Annotated in this window: 17 protein-coding genes; 3 read left to right on the forward strand and 14 right to left on the reverse strand. The window is 70.9% G+C overall.

Annotated elements, in window-relative coordinates:
- Positions 1–14: 14 nt before the first annotated feature.
- The 5 genes from gatB to IF78_RS0126430 all read right to left on the reverse strand — a co-directional run bounded on the left by gatB (position 15) and on the right by IF78_RS0126430 (position 4,119).
- Positions 15–1,529, reverse strand: coding sequence for an Asp-tRNA(Asn)/Glu-tRNA(Gln) amidotransferase subunit GatB (gene gatB, locus IF78_RS0126410; RefSeq protein ID WP_031485319.1), 1,515 nt, complete (start codon positions 1,527–1,529; stop codon positions 15–17).
- A gap of 15 nt (positions 1,530–1,544) precedes the next feature.
- On the reverse strand, positions 1,545–1,784 hold the full coding sequence (locus IF78_RS0126415) for a hypothetical protein (RefSeq protein WP_031485323.1): 240 nt from the start codon (positions 1,782–1,784) through the stop codon (positions 1,545–1,547).
- The gene (gatA, locus tag IF78_RS0126420; protein WP_199921433.1) at positions 1,781–3,286 is read right to left on the reverse strand and encodes an Asp-tRNA(Asn)/Glu-tRNA(Gln) amidotransferase subunit GatA; all 1,506 of its coding nucleotides are present in this window, start codon (positions 3,284–3,286) and stop codon (positions 1,781–1,783) included. Before gatA ends, IF78_RS0126415 begins: the two co-directional genes overlap by 4 nt.
- Positions 3,283–3,579 (reverse strand): Asp-tRNA(Asn)/Glu-tRNA(Gln) amidotransferase subunit GatC, encoded by a 297-nt coding sequence (gene gatC / locus IF78_RS0126425; RefSeq protein WP_031485327.1) that lies wholly within the window; start codon positions 3,577–3,579, stop codon positions 3,283–3,285. The genes gatA and gatC overlap by 4 nt, the downstream gene beginning before the upstream one ends.
- A gap of 168 nt (positions 3,580–3,747) precedes the next feature.
- A complete protein-coding gene (locus tag IF78_RS0126430; RefSeq protein ID WP_031485329.1) occupies positions 3,748–4,119 on the reverse strand; it encodes a DUF4267 domain-containing protein in 372 nt (123 codons plus the stop codon).
- Positions 4,120–4,206: 87 nt separating this feature from the next.
- Here IF78_RS0126430 and IF78_RS0126435 point away from each other — a divergent pair, with 87 nt between their 5' ends.
- Entirely contained in the window at positions 4,207–4,791 is a 585-nt protein-coding gene (locus tag IF78_RS0126435) for a TetR/AcrR family transcriptional regulator (RefSeq protein WP_031485332.1), read from the forward strand.
- A gap of 125 nt (positions 4,792–4,916) precedes the next feature.
- Here IF78_RS0126435 and IF78_RS0126440 read toward each other — a convergent pair whose 3' ends face one another.
- The 5 genes from IF78_RS0126440 to IF78_RS0126460 form a co-directional block, all read right to left on the reverse strand.
- Positions 4,917–7,151: a putative bifunctional diguanylate cyclase/phosphodiesterase gene (locus IF78_RS0126440; RefSeq protein ID WP_031485334.1), complete on the reverse strand. Its 2,235-nt coding sequence runs from the start codon at positions 7,149–7,151 to the stop codon at positions 4,917–4,919.
- A gap of 272 nt (positions 7,152–7,423) precedes the next feature.
- Positions 7,424–9,616 (reverse strand): NAD-dependent DNA ligase LigA, encoded by a 2,193-nt coding sequence (ligA, locus tag IF78_RS0126445; protein ID WP_031485336.1) that lies wholly within the window; start codon positions 9,614–9,616, stop codon positions 7,424–7,426.
- 15 nt (positions 9,617–9,631) lie between these two features.
- Positions 9,632–10,588: a methionine synthase gene (locus IF78_RS0126450; RefSeq protein WP_051828189.1), complete on the reverse strand. Its 957-nt coding sequence runs from the start codon at positions 10,586–10,588 to the stop codon at positions 9,632–9,634.
- Between the two features lie 290 nt (positions 10,589–10,878).
- Positions 10,879–11,577, reverse strand: coding sequence for an SDR family oxidoreductase (locus IF78_RS0126455; RefSeq protein ID WP_031485340.1), 699 nt, complete (start codon positions 11,575–11,577; stop codon positions 10,879–10,881).
- Between the two features lie 18 nt (positions 11,578–11,595).
- Entirely contained in the window at positions 11,596–12,135 is a 540-nt protein-coding gene (locus tag IF78_RS0126460) for an LOG family protein (RefSeq protein ID WP_031485342.1), read from the reverse strand.
- A gap of 51 nt (positions 12,136–12,186) precedes the next feature.
- Here IF78_RS0126460 and IF78_RS0126465 point away from each other — a divergent pair, with 51 nt between their 5' ends.
- Both IF78_RS0126465 and IF78_RS0126470 read left to right on the forward strand, forming a co-directional pair.
- On the forward strand, positions 12,187–12,510 hold the full coding sequence (locus tag IF78_RS0126465) for a DUF427 domain-containing protein (RefSeq protein ID WP_031485344.1): 324 nt from the start codon (positions 12,187–12,189) through the stop codon (positions 12,508–12,510).
- Between the two features lie 53 nt (positions 12,511–12,563).
- Positions 12,564–13,343 (forward strand): alpha/beta fold hydrolase, encoded by a 780-nt coding sequence (locus IF78_RS0126470; protein WP_031485347.1) that lies wholly within the window; start codon positions 12,564–12,566, stop codon positions 13,341–13,343.
- Positions 13,344–13,480: 137 nt separating this feature from the next.
- Here IF78_RS0126470 and IF78_RS0126475 read toward each other — a convergent pair whose 3' ends face one another.
- The 4 genes from IF78_RS0126475 to IF78_RS0126490 all read right to left on the reverse strand — a co-directional run bounded on the left by IF78_RS0126475 (position 13,481) and on the right by IF78_RS0126490 (position 17,859).
- Positions 13,481–14,494, reverse strand: a complete 1,014-nt coding sequence (locus IF78_RS0126475; protein ID WP_051828175.1) for a carbohydrate kinase family protein — start codon at positions 14,492–14,494, stop codon at positions 13,481–13,483.
- Between the two features lies 1 nt (position 14,495).
- The gene (gene metK, locus IF78_RS0126480; protein ID WP_031485351.1) at positions 14,496–15,698 is read right to left on the reverse strand and encodes a methionine adenosyltransferase; all 1,203 of its coding nucleotides are present in this window, start codon (positions 15,696–15,698) and stop codon (positions 14,496–14,498) included.
- 68 nt (positions 15,699–15,766) lie between these two features.
- Entirely contained in the window at positions 15,767–16,630 is an 864-nt protein-coding gene (locus IF78_RS0126485) for an SAM-dependent methyltransferase (RefSeq protein WP_031485353.1), read from the reverse strand.
- A complete protein-coding gene (locus tag IF78_RS0126490; protein WP_031485355.1) occupies positions 16,627–17,859 on the reverse strand; it encodes an FAD-dependent oxidoreductase in 1,233 nt (410 codons plus the stop codon). Before IF78_RS0126490 ends, IF78_RS0126485 begins: the two co-directional genes overlap by 4 nt.
- Positions 17,860–17,861: the final 2 nt, after the last annotated feature.

Here is a 17,861-nt window from a genome sequence, read left to right on the forward strand (position 1 = left end):
ACACGTGTTGACGCTCAGCCCTCGCTGACGCCCAGCTTCTCCAGGATCAGCTCCTTGACGCGGGCCGCGTCGGCCTGGCCCCGGGTCGCCTTCATGACCGCGCCGACCAGTGCGCCGGCCGCGGCCACCTTGCCGCCGCGGATCTTGTCGGCGATGCCGGGGTTGCCGGCGATGGCCTCGTCGACGGCGGTGCCCAGGGCGCCCTCGTCGGAGACGACCTTCAGACCGCGCTTGTCGACGACCTCGTCCGGGGTGCCCTCGCCCGCGAGGACGCCCTCGATGACCTGGCGGGCCAGCTTGTCGTTGAGGTCGCCCTTCGAGACGAGCTCGGCGACGCGGGCGACCTGGGCCGGGGTGATGGCCAGCTCGTCCAGCGTCCTGCCCGATTCGTTGGCGCTGCGGGCGAGTTCGCCCATCCACCACTTACGGGCGGAGGCGGCGTCGGCACCGGCGTCGATCGTGGCGACGATCGGCTCCAGGGCGCCGGCGTTGAGGATCGCCTGCATGTCGACGGCCGAGATGCCCCACTCCGCGAGGAGCCGGGTACGGCGGGCCAGCGGCAGCTCGGGGAGCGCCGCCCGGATCTCCTCGACCCACTCGCGGGAGGGGGCCACCGGCACCAGGTCCGGCTCGGGGAAGTACCGGTAGTCCTCGGCCTCTTCCTTCACGCGGCCCGAGGTCGTGGACCCGGTGTCCTCGTGGAAGTGCCGCGTCTCCTGGATGATGATTCCGCCGCCGCTCAGCACGGCCGCGTGCCGCTGGATCTCGTAACGGGCCGCACGCTCCACGGACCGCAGCGAGTTGACGTTCTTCGTCTCCGAGCGCGTGCCGAACTTCTCGCTGCCCTTGGGCATCAGCGAGAGGTTCACGTCACAGCGCATCTGGCCCATCTCCATGCGGGCTTCCGACACGCCGAGCGCCTTGATGAGCTCGCGCAGCTCACGGACGTACGCCTTCGCCACCTCGGGAGCGCGCTCGCCCGCGCCGACGATCGGCTTGGTGACGATCTCGATGAGCGGGATACCGGCGCGGTTGTAGTCGAGCAGCGAGTGCGAGGCGCCGTGGATACGGCCAGTCGCGCCGCCGACGTGCGTCGACTTGCCGGTGTCCTCCTCCATGTGGGCGCGCTCGATCTCCACGCGGAAGGTTTCGCCGTCCTCCAACTGCACGTCGAGGTAGCCGTTGAAGGCGATCGGCTCGTCGTACTGGGAGGTCTGGAAGTTCTTCGGCATGTCCGGATAGAAGTAGTTCTTCCGGGCGAAGCGGCACCACTCGGCGATCTCGCAGTTCAGCGCGAGACCGATCTTGATCGCCGACTCGACGCCGGTCGCGTTGACGACCGGGAGCGAGCCGGGCAGGCCGAGGCAGGTGGGGCAGGTCTGCGTGTTGGCGCCCTGACCGAGCTCGGTCGAACAACCGCAGAACATCTTCGTCTTGGTGCCGAGTTCGACATGGACCTCGAGGCCCATGACGGGGTCGTACGACGCCAGCGCGTCCTCGTACGACACCAGGTCGGTCGTGGTGGTCACGGTGAAACTTCCCTCTCAGCCCAGCAGGACGTCGTCGTCGCCCAGCCGCTTCAGCTCGCGGTAGAGGATGGCGAGGCCGGTGACGATCGCGGCGGCGGACACGGCGGCGTCGATCAGGCGCAGCGTGTCGCTCTCCACGCGGGCCTTCTTGGCCTGCTTGGCGACACTGACCGCACCGAACGCGGTGGTGGCCATGGACAGGTACAGACCGGACTTGGACTTCTTGAAATCCTTGGCCTTGGACAGCTTGCTCACAGCGACGGTGCCTCCTCCAGAAGCGGGTGCCCCCACCTTTCCACGAAGGCGGCCTCGACGGCGGCGCCGACCTTGTACAGGCGTTCGTCCTTCAGCGCCGGGGCGATGATCTGCAGGCCGACCGGGAGGTTGTCCTCCGGGGCCAGACCGCAGGGCAGGGACATGGCCGCGTTGCCGGCGAGGTTGGTCGGGATGGTGCACAGGTCGGCGAGGTACATCGCCATCGGGTCGTCGGCACGCTCGCCGATCGGGAAGGCGGTGGTGGGAGTCGTCGGCGAGACGATGACGTCCACCTGCTCGAAGGCCTTCTCGAAGTCGCGCGTGATGAGCGTGCGGACCTTCTGGGCGCTGCCGTAGTACGCGTCGTAGTAGCCGGAGCTGAGCGCGTACGTGCCGAGCATGATGCGGCGCTTCACCTCGGGGCCGAAGCCCGCCTCACGGGTGAGGGAGGTGACCTCCTCGGCGGAGTGCGTACCGTCGTCGCCGGTCCGCAGGCCGTAGCGCAGGCCGTCGAAGCGGGCGAGGTTGGAGGAGCACTCGGAGGGCGCGATCAGGTAGTACGCCGACAGCGCGAGGTCGAAGGACGGGCAGTCCAGCTCGACGATCTCGGCGCCCAGCTCCTTGAGCAGAGCGACGGATTCGTCGAAGCGCTGGATGACGCCGGCCTGGTAGCCCTCGCCGCGGAACTGCTTGACGACGCCGACGCGCATGCCCTGCACGCTGCCGTTGCGAGCGGCTTCGACGACCGGCGGGACGGGCGCGTCGATCGATGTCGAGTCCAGCGGGTCGTGACCGGCGATGACCTCGTGCAGGAGCGCCGCGTCCAGGACCGTACGGGCACACGGTCCGCCCTGGTCGAGGGAGGACGAGAAGGCGACCATGCCGTACCGCGAGACGGCGCCGTACGTCGGCTTCACACCGACCGTGCCGGTGACGGCGGCCGGCTGGCGGATGGAGCCGCCGGTGTCGGTGCCGATGGCGAGGGGCGCCTGGAAGGAGGCGAGCGCGGCGGAGGAGCCGCCGCCGGAACCGCCGGGGATCCTGGTGAGGTCCCAGGGGTTGCCGGTCGGCCCGAAGGCGCTGTTCTCGGTGGACGACCCCATGGCGAACTCGTCCATGTTGGTCTTGCCGAGGATGACGACGTCAGCGGCCTTGAGCTTCTTGGTGAGGGTGGCGTCGTACGGCGGAATCCACCCTTCCAGGATCTTCGAACCGACGGTCGTCGGGACGCCCTCGGTGGTGAAGATGTCCTTCAGCGCGAGGGGGACGCCGGCCAGCGGACCGAGCTTCTCGCCCTTGGCCCGCTTCTCGTCGACGGCACGGGCCTGGGCGAGGGCGCCCTCGCGGTCGACGTGCAGGAAGGCGTGCACCTTCTCGTCGACGGCCTCGATGCGGGCGAGGTGGGCCTCGGTGACCTGCACGGCCGTGAGCTCACCGGAGGCGATCTTCGCGGCGGTCTCTGCGGCGGTGAGCTTGATGATGTTGCTGTCCGTCATGGTCAGTCCTCCCCCAGGATCTGCGGCACCTTGAAACGCTGCTGCTCCTGGGCCGGGGCGCCGGAGAGCGCCTGCTCGGGGGTGAGCGACGGACGGACCTCGTCCACGCGCATGACGTTCGTCAGCGGGAGCGGGTGCGAGGTCGGCGGTACGTCTTGGTCGGCGACCTCACTGACGCGGGCGACCGCGCCGATGATGTCGTCCAGCTGTCCCGCGAAGTGCTCGAGCTCTTCGGGCTTCAGCTCCAGACGCGCCAGCCGGGCGAGGTGGGCGACCTCCTCGCGCGTGATGCCAGGCATGCAGCGATCCTCTGGGGTGAGTGTGTGTGGTTTGGGGCCGGGGCCAGTCGTCCCGCGTCGCGCGACAGACGGGAACGGGACGACTAGCCCCAATCCTATGGGGCGGCGGGCGATGGCCGTGAAACGGTTTCCCCGGCCCGGGCCCGGGTGGTTCGGCCGGCGCTTGGTTCAGACGGCGAACAGCAGGCCCGCGCTGATCAGTACGACGACCGCGGTGGCGAAGTGGATGCCGAACGCGGTGGCCTTCGGGCCGCCGTGCCGCAGCACTATCAGCGTGTCGAAGAGCGGCACGATCGCCACGGCGAGCATGAACCACGCCTCCGCGCGGGCCCCGGCGAAGAAGAGCAGGACCAGCCCCACCAGGCCGAAGGTGCCGTCCCGCAGCCCCTTGATCGAGAGATAGGCACCTGCGTCCCCGTCCGGCCGGGCGGGGACGCCGTAGCCGGTGGCGGCGGAGGCGGGCTGGAACAGGAACCGGTAGCCGAGGAACAGGCAGAACAGATTCAGGACGACGGCCAGGGTGTACGCGGTCACGGTCATGTGTTCACTCCTCGCTAGCAACGCTAGGGACAAGAGCGAAGCTAGCAGAGCGTCGACAGATTGGCTAGCGCTGCTAGAATTCAGACCATGTCCATCCAGACGCGCCGCGAGCGCGAACGAGCGGAACGCGAGCGGCTGATCGTCACGGCCGCGCGGGAGCTGGCGGAGGCCGAGGGCTGGGAGGCGGTCACCACGCGCCGCCTGGCGGCCGAGATCGAGTACAGCCAGCCCGTCCTCTACAGCCACTTCAAGGGCAAGGAGGCGATTATGGCGGCGGTGGCGGTGCAGGGCTGCGCGGAGCTGGCCGTCGAGTTGCGTACGGCGCGTGAGGCGGCGAAGGGCAGGCGCGGGGCGCTGGCCGCGGTGGGTGAGGCGTACACGGCCTTCGCGCGGCGCCGGCCGGCTCTCTACGACGCGATGTTCACCCACCGCGTGGACCTGCCGTTCGCCACGCCCGAAGCACCGGCGCCCTTGCAGGAAGCCTTCGGTGAGCTGAGGCAGGCCGTCGAGCCGATCGCGGCCGAGGGCGACGACGTGGGCCTGCTGACGGAGACTTACTGGGCCGGTCTGCACGGCCTGGTGACGCTGATGCGGAGCGGGCGGCTGCCGGAAGGGGCACATGAGCAGCGGCTGGAACTGCTCACCGGGCACTTCAGCGGGGCGCTTCGCTGACGAGGCCGCGAGGGGGGTGCCGTAATACGCCGTCTTTCGGCTGCGGGCCCGTCCTGGCTGTCGCGCCCACGCGGCGGAGCCGCACGTCTGCGCAGGCCCCCGCCCCTGGAGGGGCGCGTTTGCCGTTACTCGGCGGCAGGAAGTGCCGCCCTTGGGCGCTGCCAACCACGCGATCCTCGCGCCCGCAGCCAGGCCGTCGTCTCTTCCGGAGGCATCGCCGCGGCGACCAGCCAGCCCTGAACCGCGTCGCAGCCCAGATCCCGCAGCCGTTCCCACGTCTCGTCGTCCTCCACGCCCTCGGCGACGACGAGCAGGCCCAGCGAGTGCGCCAGATCGACCGTGCAGCGCACGATCTCCGCGTCCTCGGTGTCCACCGCGAGCCGGGCCACGAAGGAACGGTCGATCTTCAGCTCGCTCACCGGGAGCCGTCTCAGATGCACGAGGGACGAGTACCCCGTGCCGAAGTCGTCCAGGGACATCTTCACGCCGTGCCCGGTCAGCCCGGCGAGCGTGTCGGCGGCGCGCTGCGGGTCCTCCAGGAGGACGTGTTCCGTTATCTCCAGCTGGAGCGCTCCCGCCGGGACACCGTGCCGGGCCAGCCGCGCGGCGACGGAGCCCGCGAAGCCGGGGGTGTGGACGTCACGGGGAGAGACGTTGACCGCGACGGGCACGTACAGCCCCTGCGACCGCCACTGCGCCACCTGGCCGAGCGCCGTCTCCAGCACGTACTCCGTCAGGTGCGGCATCAGCCCCGACGACTCGGCGATCGCTATGAACTCGTCCGGCGGCACCTTCCCGCGCTCGGGATGCACCCAGCGGACCAGCGCCTCCAGCCCGGCGACCTGTCCGTCGAAGCGGACCTTCGGCTGGTAGTGCAGTTCGACCTCCTGCGCGTCGAGCGCTCGGCGCAGATCCCCCAGCAGGCCGAGCCGGTCCGGGGTGTTGGAGTCCCGCTTGGACTCGTAGACCTCTACGCCCGTACGGTCCCGCTTCGCCTGGTACATCGCCACGTCCGCGCGCCGCAGCATCCCCTCGGCGTCGAGCGCGTGGTCGGGAAAGACGGCGACGCCCGCGCTGGCCTCCAGGACCAGGGTGAGCCCGTCGAGGTCGAGCGGGGAGCTGAGGGCCGTGACGAGGCCGCGGGCGACCCGGGTCGCGGACGTCGTGGAGTCGGCGACCGGCAGTAACACGGCGAACTCGTCGCCGCCGAGCCGCGCGGCCTCCGCTCCGCGCGGCAGGGCGAGGCGCAGCCGGTCGGCTATCTGCAACAGCAACCGGTCTCCGGCGAGATGACCGAGCGTGTCGTTGACCGATCGGAAGCGGTCGAGGTCGATCAGCATCAGGGCGGACCGGGCGCCGATGCGCTCGGCGTCGTCGAGCGCGGTCCAGATCCGCTCCAGCAGCCACTGCCGGTTGGGCAGCCCGGTCAGCGGGTCACGCAGTTGCTCCTCCGCCCTGGCCCGGGCGATCCACAGGGTGGAGTCGAGGGCGATCAGGGGGATGGAGAACAGCGGCAGCAGCAGGGGCTTGGCGATGGCCACGACACACACCAGCGGCGCGATGCCGAGCAGCGCCACGGCGACCAGGCCCTGCCTGACCAGGGCGGTGCGGGCGACGGTGGGCAAGCCGCCGCGCGGGGCGTGCAGATACCAGAGCAGGACGCGGGTGACCGCCAGATAGGCGGCGGCGACGAGCACGACGCCGGGGGCGGTGTACAGCGTCCAGGTGTCGGGGTTCCAGGGGTGCTCGACGGTCGGCACGCGGCCGAAGGCGGCCAGCACGAGGGCGCCCGCGGCGATGCCGAGGATGTCCACCGCGCCGTGCAGCACGCCTTGGCGCCAGCGGCCCCGGCGGGCGATGCCCACCAGGACGACGACGGTGAGGCTGACCATGCCGGCCGGCACCCAGCCGTACAGCATCAGCACGGCGAGGGTGAGGGCGGCGCCGGAGCCGGTGCCGCCCCACCAGCGGGCGCGGCCGAGCGCGACGAGGTGGCCGACGATGATCCCGGTGAGCACCGCCAGGGACCAGCCGACGGTGCCGGACGGGAAGAGGGCGTGGTTGCCCGTGAACGCCCGGTAGAACCCGGCACCGAGAACGAACCCGGCCGCCGCGACGATCGCCGCGGGCAGGGCGGGCCAGGACAGGTGCCGTTCGTGGTCGGAGCCCGGCAGCCCGGCGGTGCGCTCGGCGCCGAGCGGCGCGGCGGCGTGGCCGTCCGCCACGGTGTGCGGGCCGGCGACGCTCCCCGCGCCTCTTTCCGCGCGCGAACGCTCCGCGGTCCGTGCCGCCCACCCTCGCCATGCGCCGGCCATGCGGCGCAGCCGTGAGTCCGGGGCGGCACTCTCGGTCGGTTCCATTCCCGTCCCTCTCACAGCCGGCGGTGCCCACGCCACGCGGCCCGATGCCCGACAACAACCTTCAACGGCACCGCGTTGGAAAGCCCTTCCCCCCGCCCTGCAAAGCCCTTCGAGAGCAAGGGAATGCCCCGACCGCAGCTGGGCACGGCAGGCGCACCCCTCAACAGTAGGCCGCAGAAGGCTTCCACGGGCAGCGGTCGTCGACGGTTGCCCGAATGCGCCCCAGCCACCCGTATGCATCTGGTATGCGCCTATCGGGTGGGCTTCAACCTTTACTCCTCTGTGGGGAGCGCGACTTCGGCCGCGGCGTCGGGCCCCTGTTCCAGCAGGACGTTGAATCCGTCCTCGTTCAGAACAGGCACCTTGAGCTGCATGGCCTTGTCATATTTGGACCCCGGGCTGTCACCCACGACAACAAAGGACGTCTTCTTCGAAACGGAACCGGTTACCTTCGCTCCGCGACTTTGCAGCGCCTCCTTGGCGCCGTCACGGGTGAAGTGCTCCAGGGTGCCGGTGACGACGACGGTGAGCCCCTCCAGCGGGCGGGGCCCCTCGTCCTCGCCGGAGCCCTCCTCCTCCATACGGACGCCGGCGGCCTTCCACTTGCGAAGGATCTCCTGGTGCCACTCCTCGGCGAACCACTCCTTGAGCGAGGCGGCGATGATCGGGCCGACGCCGTCGGTGTTCGCCAACTCCTCCTCACTGGCCTGTTCGATGCGGTCGATGGAGCGGAACTCACGGGCCAGCGCCTCCGCGGCGACCGGGCCGACGTGACGGATCGACAGGCCGGTGAGGATGCGGGCGAGCGGGCGCTCCTTGGCTGCGGCGATGTTCTCCAGCATCGCGACCGCGTTCTTCCTGGGCTCGCCCTGCTGGTTGGCGAAGACCGTGGCGATCTTCTCCTCGCCGGACTTCGGGTCACGCTTGGGCAGACCGCTGTCCTGGTCGAGGACGTACGCCCTGATGGGCAGCAGCTGCTCGACGGTCAGGTCGAACAGGTCGCCCTCGTCCACGAGCGGCGGCTCGGCCGGCTCCAGCGGCTTGGTGAGCGCGGCGGCGGCGACATAGCCGAAGTGCTCGATGTCCAGCGCCTTTCGGCCCGCGAGGTAGAACAGGCGCTCGCGCAATTGGGCCGGGCAGGTGCGGGCGTTGGGGCAGCGCAGGTCGACGTCGCCCTCCTTCATGGGCCGCAGAGCCGTACCGCACTCCGGGCACTCGGCCGGCATCACGAACTCGCGCTCGCTGCCGTCGCGCAGGTCGACGACGGGCCCGAGGATCTCCGGGATGACGTCACCGGCCTTGCGCAGGACGACGGTGTCGCCGATGAGGACGCCCTTCAGCTTCACGACGTCCTGGTTGTGCAGGGTGGCGAACTCGACCTCCGAACCCGCGACCGTGACCGGTTCGACCTGGGCGTACGGCGTGACCCGGCCCGTACGGCCCACGCCCACACGGATGTTGACGAGCTTGGTGTTGACCTCCTCCGGCGCGTACTTGTACGCGATCGCCCAGCGCGGCGCGCGCGAGGTGGAGCCGAGTCGGCCCTGGAGGGGAATCTGGTCGAGCTTGACGACGACTCCGTCGATCTCGTGCTCCACGGAGTGGCGGTTCTCGCCGAAGTACGCGATGAACTCCCGTACGCCGTCGAGGTCCTCGACCACCTTGTTGTGCCGGGCGGTGGGCAGGCCCCAGGTCTTCAGCAGGTCGTACGCCTCCGAGAGGCGGGTCATGCCGTCGAAGCCCTCCAGGGCGCCGATGCCGTGGACGACCATGTGCAGCGGGCGGGTCGCGGTGACGCGCGGGTCCTTCTGGCGGAGCGAACCGGCGGCCGCGTTGCGCGGGTTGGCGAAGGGCTTGTCGCCGGCCTCGACCAGGCGGGCGTTGAGCTCCTCGAACTTCTCCATCGGGAAGTAGACCTCGCCCCGGATCTCCACGAGGTCGGGGATGCGGTCGCCCTTAAGACGGTCCGGAATGTCCGCGATCGTACGGACATTGGGAGTGATGTCCTCGCCGGTGCGGCCGTCGCCCCGGGTCGCCGCGCGGGTGAGGCGGCCGCGCTCGTAGGTGAGGTTGACGGCGAGGCCGTCGACCTTGAGCTCGCACAGGAAGTGGTACTTGGACGTGCCGACGTCCTTGTGGACCCGCTCGCCCCAGGCTGCGAGCTCGAGATCGTCGAAGGCGTTGTCCAGCGACAGCATGCGCTCGCGGTGCTGGACCGCCGTGAACTCCGTCTCGTACGCGCCCGCGACCTTCTGGGTCGGCGAGTCCGGGGTGCGCAGCTCCGGATACTCGTCCTCCAGCGCTTCGAGCGAGCGCAGGAGCTTGTCGAACTCCGCGTCGCTGATGACGGGAGCGTCCTTCACGTAGTACCGGAAGCGGTGCTCCTCGATCTGCTCAGCGAGCTTCGCGTGCTTCTCCCGCGCCTCGGCGGGCACCGTCGTCTCCGCTTGCTTGTCGCCGGCCACCGTGTAGTCCTCCCGTTACTCTGGGTTGTCCGCGAGGGATCTCGCCGCCTGGACGCAGTGGGCGAGAGCCTTGCGCGCGTACTCCGGGGAAGCCCCCGCGAGTCCGCACGACGGCGTGACCGTGACCGCCTCCGCGAGAAGCCCCGGTGACAGCCCCAGCCTGCGCCACAACGTCCTGACACCCATGACGCTACCGGCAGGGTCTGACAATGGGCCGTCCGTGCCCGGGACGACACCGGCGAAGAGCCGGGTGCCCGCTTCCACCGCCTCGCCGATCGCGTCGTCGTCACGCTCGGTGAGGAGGGAGAAGTCGAAGGAGATCGCCGCCGCGCCCGCCCGGCGCAGCAGGGCGAACGGGACGTCCGGTGCGCACGAGTGGACCACGACGGGCCCGTCGCCGTGAACCCCGACGACGTCGCGGAGGGTCGCCTCGACGATCTGCCGGTCCACGGCCCGGTGGGTGCGGTAGCCGCTGGCGGACTTCACCTGTCCGCGCAGTACGGCGATGAGGGAGGGCTCGTCGAGCTGCAGGACGACCTGGGCGCCGGGGATGCGGCGTCGCACCTCGGCGAGGTGCTGTCGCAGCCCCTCGGCGAGCGAGGCGGCGAGGTCGCGGCAGGCGCCGGGATCGGAGAGGGCGGCCTCGCCGTTCTTCAGTTCCAGCGCGGTGGCCAGGGTCCACGGCCCCACGGCCTGGACCTTCAGCTGCCCCTCGTATCCCTGGGTGAACTCCTCCAGCGCGTCTAGGTCCTCCCCCAGCCACGACGTCGCGCGCCTGGTGTCCCGCCCCGGCCGGTCCCCGATCCGCCAACCGCTGGGCTCCACGCGCGCGTACAGCTCGACGAGCATCCCGGCGGTCCGGCCGATCATGTCCGCGCCGGGGCCGCGGGCGGGGAGCTCGGCGAGGTACGGGAAGTCCTCGAAGGACCCGGTGACGGTCTTGGCGGCCTCACGGGCGTCGCCGCCGGGCATGGAGCCGACGCCGGTGGCTGCGCCGAAACGAATGTCTGCGTTCACATGTGCAGCCTATGTTTTCGCCCCCGCCGCCCCTACCCGTCCCATCCTCCAGGGGCGCTGCCCCTTCGGCGCCGTTCCCAGGGGGCTCCGCCCCCTGGACCCGCGCTCCTCAAACGCCGGAGGGGCTGACTTAGCCCGTCCGGCGTTTGAGGACGAGGCCCCTCAAGGGCCGAAAGCGGGGGTCTGGGGGCCGCAGGCCCCCAGGGATGGGACGGGTAGGGGCGGCGGGGGCGAGAAAGCCACCGTCAACGCCCCGGTCGCACCGTCAGGTCGTTGACCTCGGCGTCCTTGGGCAGGTCGATCGCCATCAGGATCGTCGTCGCCACCGACTCGGGGTCGATCCACTTCGAGGCGTCGTACTCCTTGCCCTCCTGCTGGTGGACCTTGGCCTGCATGGGGCTGGCCGTGCGGCCGGGGTAGACCGAGGTGACCCGCACGCCGTTGGCGTGTTCCTCGTGGCGGAGGGAGTCCGCGAGAGCCTTGAGGCCGTGCTTGGACGCGGCGTACGCGGACCAGTCGGCGTGCGCGTTGAGGCCGGCGCCGGAGTTCACGAAGACCACGTGGCCGCGGGTGGCGCGGAGTTGGGGGAGGAAGTGGCGGGTCAGCTCGGCCGGCGAGATCAGGTTGACGTTGAGCTGGTGGCGCCAGGACTTCGGGGTCAGGTCGCCCACCGGGCCCAGGTCCACGACCCCGGCGATGTGGAGCAGGGAGTCCACCCGGTCCGGGAGCGACTGGTGGGAGAAGGCCCAGGACAGCTTGTCCGGGTCCGCCAGGTCGCCGACGAGAGTCCTCGCGCCGGGGAACTCCGCGGCCAGCTCCTTCGCACGGCCCGCGTCGCGCGCGTGGAGGACGAGTTCGTCCCCGCGCGCGTGCAGGCGGCGGGCGACGGCCGCGCCGATGCCGGAGCCCGCTCCGGTGATCACATGAGTAGCCATGTCCGCCATGCTCGCATCAGTGCGCGCTCACTCCACTCCCCGGCTCTCTTCCAGGTACGCCAGCGCCCCCACCGGCTCCTCCGCGAAGAACACCAGGTCGCTCAGCGGGCGGGGCAGGAAGCCCTCGTCCTCCATGCGACGGAACTGCTCCTTCAGGCCGTCGTAGAAGCCCGCGGTGTTGAGCAGGACCACCGGCTTGTCCGTGTGGCCGTGCTTCTTCAGTTCCAGGATCTCCGTCGCCTCGTCCAGGGTCCCCGTACCGCCGACCATGATCACCACCGCGTCGGCCTTCTCCAGGAGCAGCTTCTTGCGCTCGGCGAGGTCCTTCGCGATCACCATCTCGTCGACGCCCGGGCGGACCTTGGCGGCCAGGAACTCGACGGAGACGCCAGCGAGCCGGCCGCCCGCCTCCTGGACCCCGTCGGCGACCACCTTCATCAGCCCGACGTCGGAGCCGCCCCACACGAGCGTGTGCCCGCCCTTGCCCAGCAGTTTCGCGAACTCGCGCGCGGGGCGCGTGTAACGGTCGTCGAGGTCGGCGGCGGAGAGGAAGACGCAGATTCGCATGGAGCCACCGTACGCGGGAAGAACCGCGGGCCCGCGAGCGCTTTTCACCGTATGGCTGACGGACACACGATCACGATCGAGCAGGGCACGCAGCGCGTACGGGCCGTCCACGGCGACCAGGTCCTCGCGGAGACCGACCGGCCGCTCCTCCTGCGGGAGACGGGCTGTCCCGTGCGGTACTACATCCCGGCCGAGGACGTACGGCTGGACCTGCTGACGCCCTCCGGCACGCACACGTACTGCCCGTTCAAGGGAACGGCCTCCTACTGGTCGCTGCCGGACGCGGCGGACCTCGTCTGGGCGTACCCGGACCCGAAGCCGGACGTGGGCGAGATCAAGGACCACCTCTGCTTCTACGAAGTAGAAGTCGTGTGACGCGCCGCTCGCCTCACCGATGAGCTTCACGCCGTACGGCAGTCTCCACAGGCATGGACAAGAAGACCATTTCGGCCGACGGCACCTCCATCGCCTACGAGCGCACCGGCGAGGGTCCGGCGGTGATCCTCGTCAGCGGGGCGATGTCCACCGGTGGCACTGTGGCGCCGCTGGCGGTGCCCTTGTCAGATCGTTTCAGCGTCGTCGTGTACGACCGTCGGGGGCGTGGCGAGAGTGGTGACCGGCCGCCGTACGCGGTGGAGCGGGAGGTCGAGGACCTCGCCGCACTGATCGAGGCGGTGGGCGGCGAGGCGGCGCTGTGCGGCGTCTCGTCGGGCGGCGCGCTGGTGCTGGAGGCGGCGGCGAGCGGGCTGCCGGTGCGTCAGGTCGCGGTGTACGAGGTGCCGTTCGCGGTCTACGAGGGCGGCGCGGAGGAGCGCGCGGAGTACACCGAGCGGCTCACCGAGGCGCTCGAGCAGGGCCGCCGCGGGGACGCCGTCGAGCTGTTCCTGCGGCTGACCGGGATGGCCGAGCAGATGATCCAGGGTGCCCGCCACTCCCCCATGTGGCCCGGCATGGAGAGGATCGCGCCGAGCCTCGCCTACGACGACGCCGTGATGGGCGACGGTCTGGTGCCCCGGGACCGGCTGGCCTCGATCACCGTGCCGGTGCTGGCCGTCGCGGGCGGCGCGAGCCCGGCGTGGATGCGGGAGGCCGCGCGGGCGATCGCGGAGACCGTACCGGAGGGGACGTACCGGAGCCTGGAGGGGCAGACCCACATGGTGGAGCCGGCCGTCCTCGCGCCGGTGCTCGAGGAGTTCTTCGGGGCGTAGCCGGATCTCGGGGAGTTCTTCGGCGCTCAACGGGATCTCGGGCAGGCGCGTGTGCCACGGGGGAGCACACGCGCGTGTCCTTCATGACACGGCACGCGCGCGCACGCCCGGGCCGGCCGGCGCGCACAACCGTCGCCTCACGCCGACCTGCGGTCGCTCAGCGGTGGGCGTCCCACGTGGCGCAGTTCCCGTGCAAGGGCCTGGGCCGCCCGATGGCCGTAGGTGGCGGACAGGGTGGTGAGCAGTGGACGCGGCGAGAGCTCGTACTCCTGCGACCCGACGCGGCCCAGCGCCGTGGCGGCCAGTACGCAGCCCAGGCGGGCGGCGCTGACCGGGGAACGGCCCCAGCCGCAGGCCGCGAGGAACCCCGCGCGGAAGGCGTCTCCGACGCCGGTCGGGTCCACCACCTGCACCCCGGGGACGGCGGGCACCGTGGTGCCGCGCCCGTCGGCAGCCTCGATGCGGACGCCGCCCGCCCCGAGGGTGGTGACCCAGATCCCGACCCGGGCGAGTACCTCCTTCTCGCACCACCCCGTGCGTTCGAGCAGGAGGGCGGCCTCGTACTCGTTGGTGAACAGCCACTGGGCGCCGTCCACGAGTTCGCGCACCTCGGCGCGGGTGAGCCGGGTGAGCTGCTGCGAGGGGTCGGCGGCGAAGGGGAGGCCGAGTTCCCGGCACTGGTCGGTGTGCAGCCGCATGGCTTCCGGGTCGTCGGGAGAGATGACGACGAGACCGATCTCCTGCTGTGCCGTCAGAAGCCGCCGGAGGTCGATCTCCCGCGCTTCCGACATCGCGCCCGGGTAGAAGGACGCGATCTGGTTGGCGTCCTGGTCCGTCATGCAGACGAAGCGGGCTGTCTGCTGCCGGCCCGACACCCGCACTCCGGACGTGTCGACGCCGTTGCCCTTCAGCCAGATCTCGTAGTCGGTGAAGTCACTGCCCACCGCGCCGACCAGCAGCGGATCCAGCCCGAGCAGGCCGAGGGCGAAGGCGATGTTGGCGGCGACCCCGCCCCGGCGCACCTCGAGGCTGTCGACGAGGAACGAGAGCGACAGCGCGTGCAGCCGGTCGGGGATCAGCAGCTCCGTGATGCGTCCGGGAAAGACCATCAGATGGTCGGTGGCGATGGAACCGGTGACGGCGATGCGCATGTCAGCGTCCCGCCGCCGTGTGCAGCGCACCGGTCCGGTCGGTCCGTTCCCAGGTGAAGTCCGGGAGCTCGCGCCCGAAGTGGCCGTATGCGACCGTCTGCGCGTAGATGGGCCGCAGCAGGTCCAGGTCACGGATGATCGCGGCCGGCCGCAGGTCGAACGTCTCGCCGATGGCCTTCTCGATCACCTCCTGCCCGACGACCGCGGAACCGAAGGTCTCTACGAAGAGGCCGACCGGTTCGGCCTTGCCGATCGCGTAGGCGACCTGGATCTCGCAGCGGCGGGCGAGGCCCGCGGCGACCACGTTCTTGGCCACCCAACGCATCGCGTACGCGGCCGAGCGGTCGACCTTGGACGGGTCCTTGCCGGAGAAGGCACCGCCGCCGTGGCGGGCCATGCCGCCGTAGGTGTCGATGATGATCTTCCGGCCCGTCAGTCCGGCGTCCCCCATGGGGCCACCGATCTCGAACCTTCCGGTGGGGTTCACCAGGAGCCGGTGGTCCTCGGTCTCGAGCTTGATGCCGTCCTGTGCCAGCTGGGACAGGACGTGCTCCACCACGTGCACGCGGATGTGGGGGGACAGCATGTCGAGCCCGACATCACCGGCATGCTGCGAGGAGACCACGACGGTGTCGAGGCGAGCCGGGCGGCTCCCCCGGTATTCGATGGTGACCTGTGTCTTTCCGTCGGGCCGCAGATAGGGGACAGTTCCGTTCCGGCGGACTTCGGCCAGCCTGCGGGCCAGCCGGTGGGCGAGGCTGACGGGCAGCGGCATGAGTTCGGGCGTCTCGTCGGTGGCGTACCCGAACATCAGGCCCTGGTCCCCGGCGCCCTGCTGCGCCGGCTCGTCGCCCCCGGCCATCCTGGTCTCGTAGGCGTTGTCGACGCCCCGGGCGATGTCCGGTGACTGCGCCCCGATGGACACGGACACCCCGCATGAGGCGCCGTCGAAGCCCTTCGCCGAATGGTCGTACCCGATCTCCAGGATCTTCTGCCGGGCGAGGGACGCGATGTCGACCTGCGCCCGCGTCGAGACCTCGCCGGCCACGTGCACCTGGCCGGTGGTGATCAGGGTCTCGACCGCGACCCGGGCGCGGGGGTCCCGGGCGAGCAGGGCGTCCACGACGGTGTCGCTGATCTGATCGGCGATCTTGTCCGGATGTCCCTCGGTCACGGATTCCGAGGTGAAAAGACGGCTGGCCATGGTGCTCCAAGAGATTCAGGGACGTCCAACGGAATGAGGGAATCGGCGACGGGCGGGAGGGCGGCCGGTCACGCACGGCCGGGGGCGGCGGACACCTCCGGAGCGCTTCTGACCGCCTCGGCCAGCCACATCCGGGCGCTGCCGACCCGTGCCGGATCGGTCAGTTCGGGGACCGGCCGGCCGTGGCGCGCGGCGAGTTCGGTCTGCGGTACGACCGTCGCCGTCCAGCCGTGCGCGCCGAGCCATGCGCACGGGTCCTCGATCGTGGAGCGCCAGGCGGCACCTACCCTGCGCAGCCGCGCGTGTACGGCCTTCAGCTGCGGGAGTTCGGTGTACGCCTGGTTGATGTGCTCGATCGCCAGCCTGCTGCCGGGGGCGGAAAGCTTCCCGATGCGGTCGACGAGCCGGTCGTTGTCCGCCGGTTCGAGGTACATCATCAGGCCCTCGACCAGCCAGGCGGTCGGCTGTTCGGGGTCGAAGCCGGCGGCGAGCAGGGCGGCCGGCCAGTCCTCCCGGAGGTCGGCGCGTACCGTCTTCCGGTCGCAGGAGGGGCTGGCCTCGCGCACTCCCAGCACCGCCTCCTTGAAGGCCAGCAGCCCGGGCAGGTCGATCTCGAAGAGCCGGAACCCGGCCGGCCACTCGAGCCGGAAGGCCCGGGTGTCCAGGCCGGCCGCCACCAGGACCGCCTGGCGGCAGCCGGCCTGCGCGGCGGCCCGGAAGTAGTCGTCGAAGAAGCGGGTGCGCAGGACGAAGTGGCCCTGGTTGAGGCGGCCCGCCTCGGCGACCTGGATCCATCCGACGGCGTCGACGAAGGACTGGGCGTAGGGGTCCGTGAACAGCCGGTCGGTCCGGGCGTCCTCGGTCGCGCGGGCCTGCGCGATGATGACGGCGGTCCGGCTGACTCCGCTGGTGGGGCGGGCTTCGGTGGTCATGAGTGGTTGTCCCCGGTGAGGTCGGTGTCCATGGTGAGTTGGTAGGTCTTGCGGTACACCAGCCGGTCGAATGCCACCTTCATGAAGGCGTCGCGCATCAGGCACACGACCGGGTTCTGCCAGCGGCTGAGCACTCCGTTGGCGCGGGAGCGGCGGGCGACGCGCACCACTCGGTCCATACGGCGCCGCTCGTACGCGGCGAGGGCGGTGGCCACGGCACCGTCGGTCGCGGCGGCCGGGTCGTCGGCGAGAGCGGCGGACAGGCACTGGGCGAGGACGACCGCTCCCTCCATCGCCTGGTTGGCGCCCTGGCCGAGGTTGAAGGTCATCGGCTGCGCGGCGTCTCCGACCAGCGTGACCCGTTGGGTGCTCCACAGCGGTACCGGGTCCCGGTCGAAGATGTGCACGGGGAGGATCTCCGATTCCCCGGTGGCCTCGATCAGCGCGGGTATGGGGTCGGGCCAGTGCCCGAACTCCCGTAGCAGGGCCTCGCGGACGCCGACGCCGAGGGCGGCGGCCGTGCGGCCGAGGCGGCGGCCGATGTGGTCGTTGAGGACGCCGTCCCAGTAGACGGAGTCGTCGTCGAGGCGGTAGTGGACGAACCAGCTGCCCTCTCCGAAGGTGTTGACGAACACCCCGGCCGGCACCTGGTCCATGGGCAGGCGGACGATGCCCTGACAGGCCGTCATCCCGGCGTAACGGGGCGGTGGTTCGTAGGGCATCAGGGCATGTCGTACCGTCGAACGCAGCCCGTCGGCCCCGATCAGCAGCGGTCCGCGGACCGTACGGCCGTCCTCGAACCGCACGGTCACCCCGTCGGACTCCTCGGTGAAGTCCGTGCACCGGGCGCCGAGCACCAGGTCGTCGCCGACCAGGTCGCTGAGCATGCCGTGCAGAGCGGGCCGGCTCACCGTGTAGGCGGGGGCGCCGTGGCGGCGGGCGCCGTTCTCGATGGACCAGTCGGCGAGAGCGCCGCTGCGCCGGGACCGGAATCGGTAGCGCCGCAGTTCCATCCCGATGGCGTCCAGGTGTTTGTCCAGACCGATGGTGCGCAGCGCGAGTACCGCGTTGTGCCAGACGACCAGTCCGTTGCCGGCGGCCGCGGAGCGCAGCGCCGGTGATCGTTCGTACGCCCTCGCGGGGATGCCTGCGGACCGCAGGGCCAGCACGGTGGTGAGCCCGGCGATTCCGCCGCCCAGGACGATGACCTCGTCGCGGTCGTCGGCCACAG

It is taken from the genome of Streptomyces bicolor, assembly GCF_000719285.1.
Lineage (GTDB): Bacteria > Actinomycetota > Actinomycetes > Streptomycetales > Streptomycetaceae > Streptomyces > Streptomyces bicolor.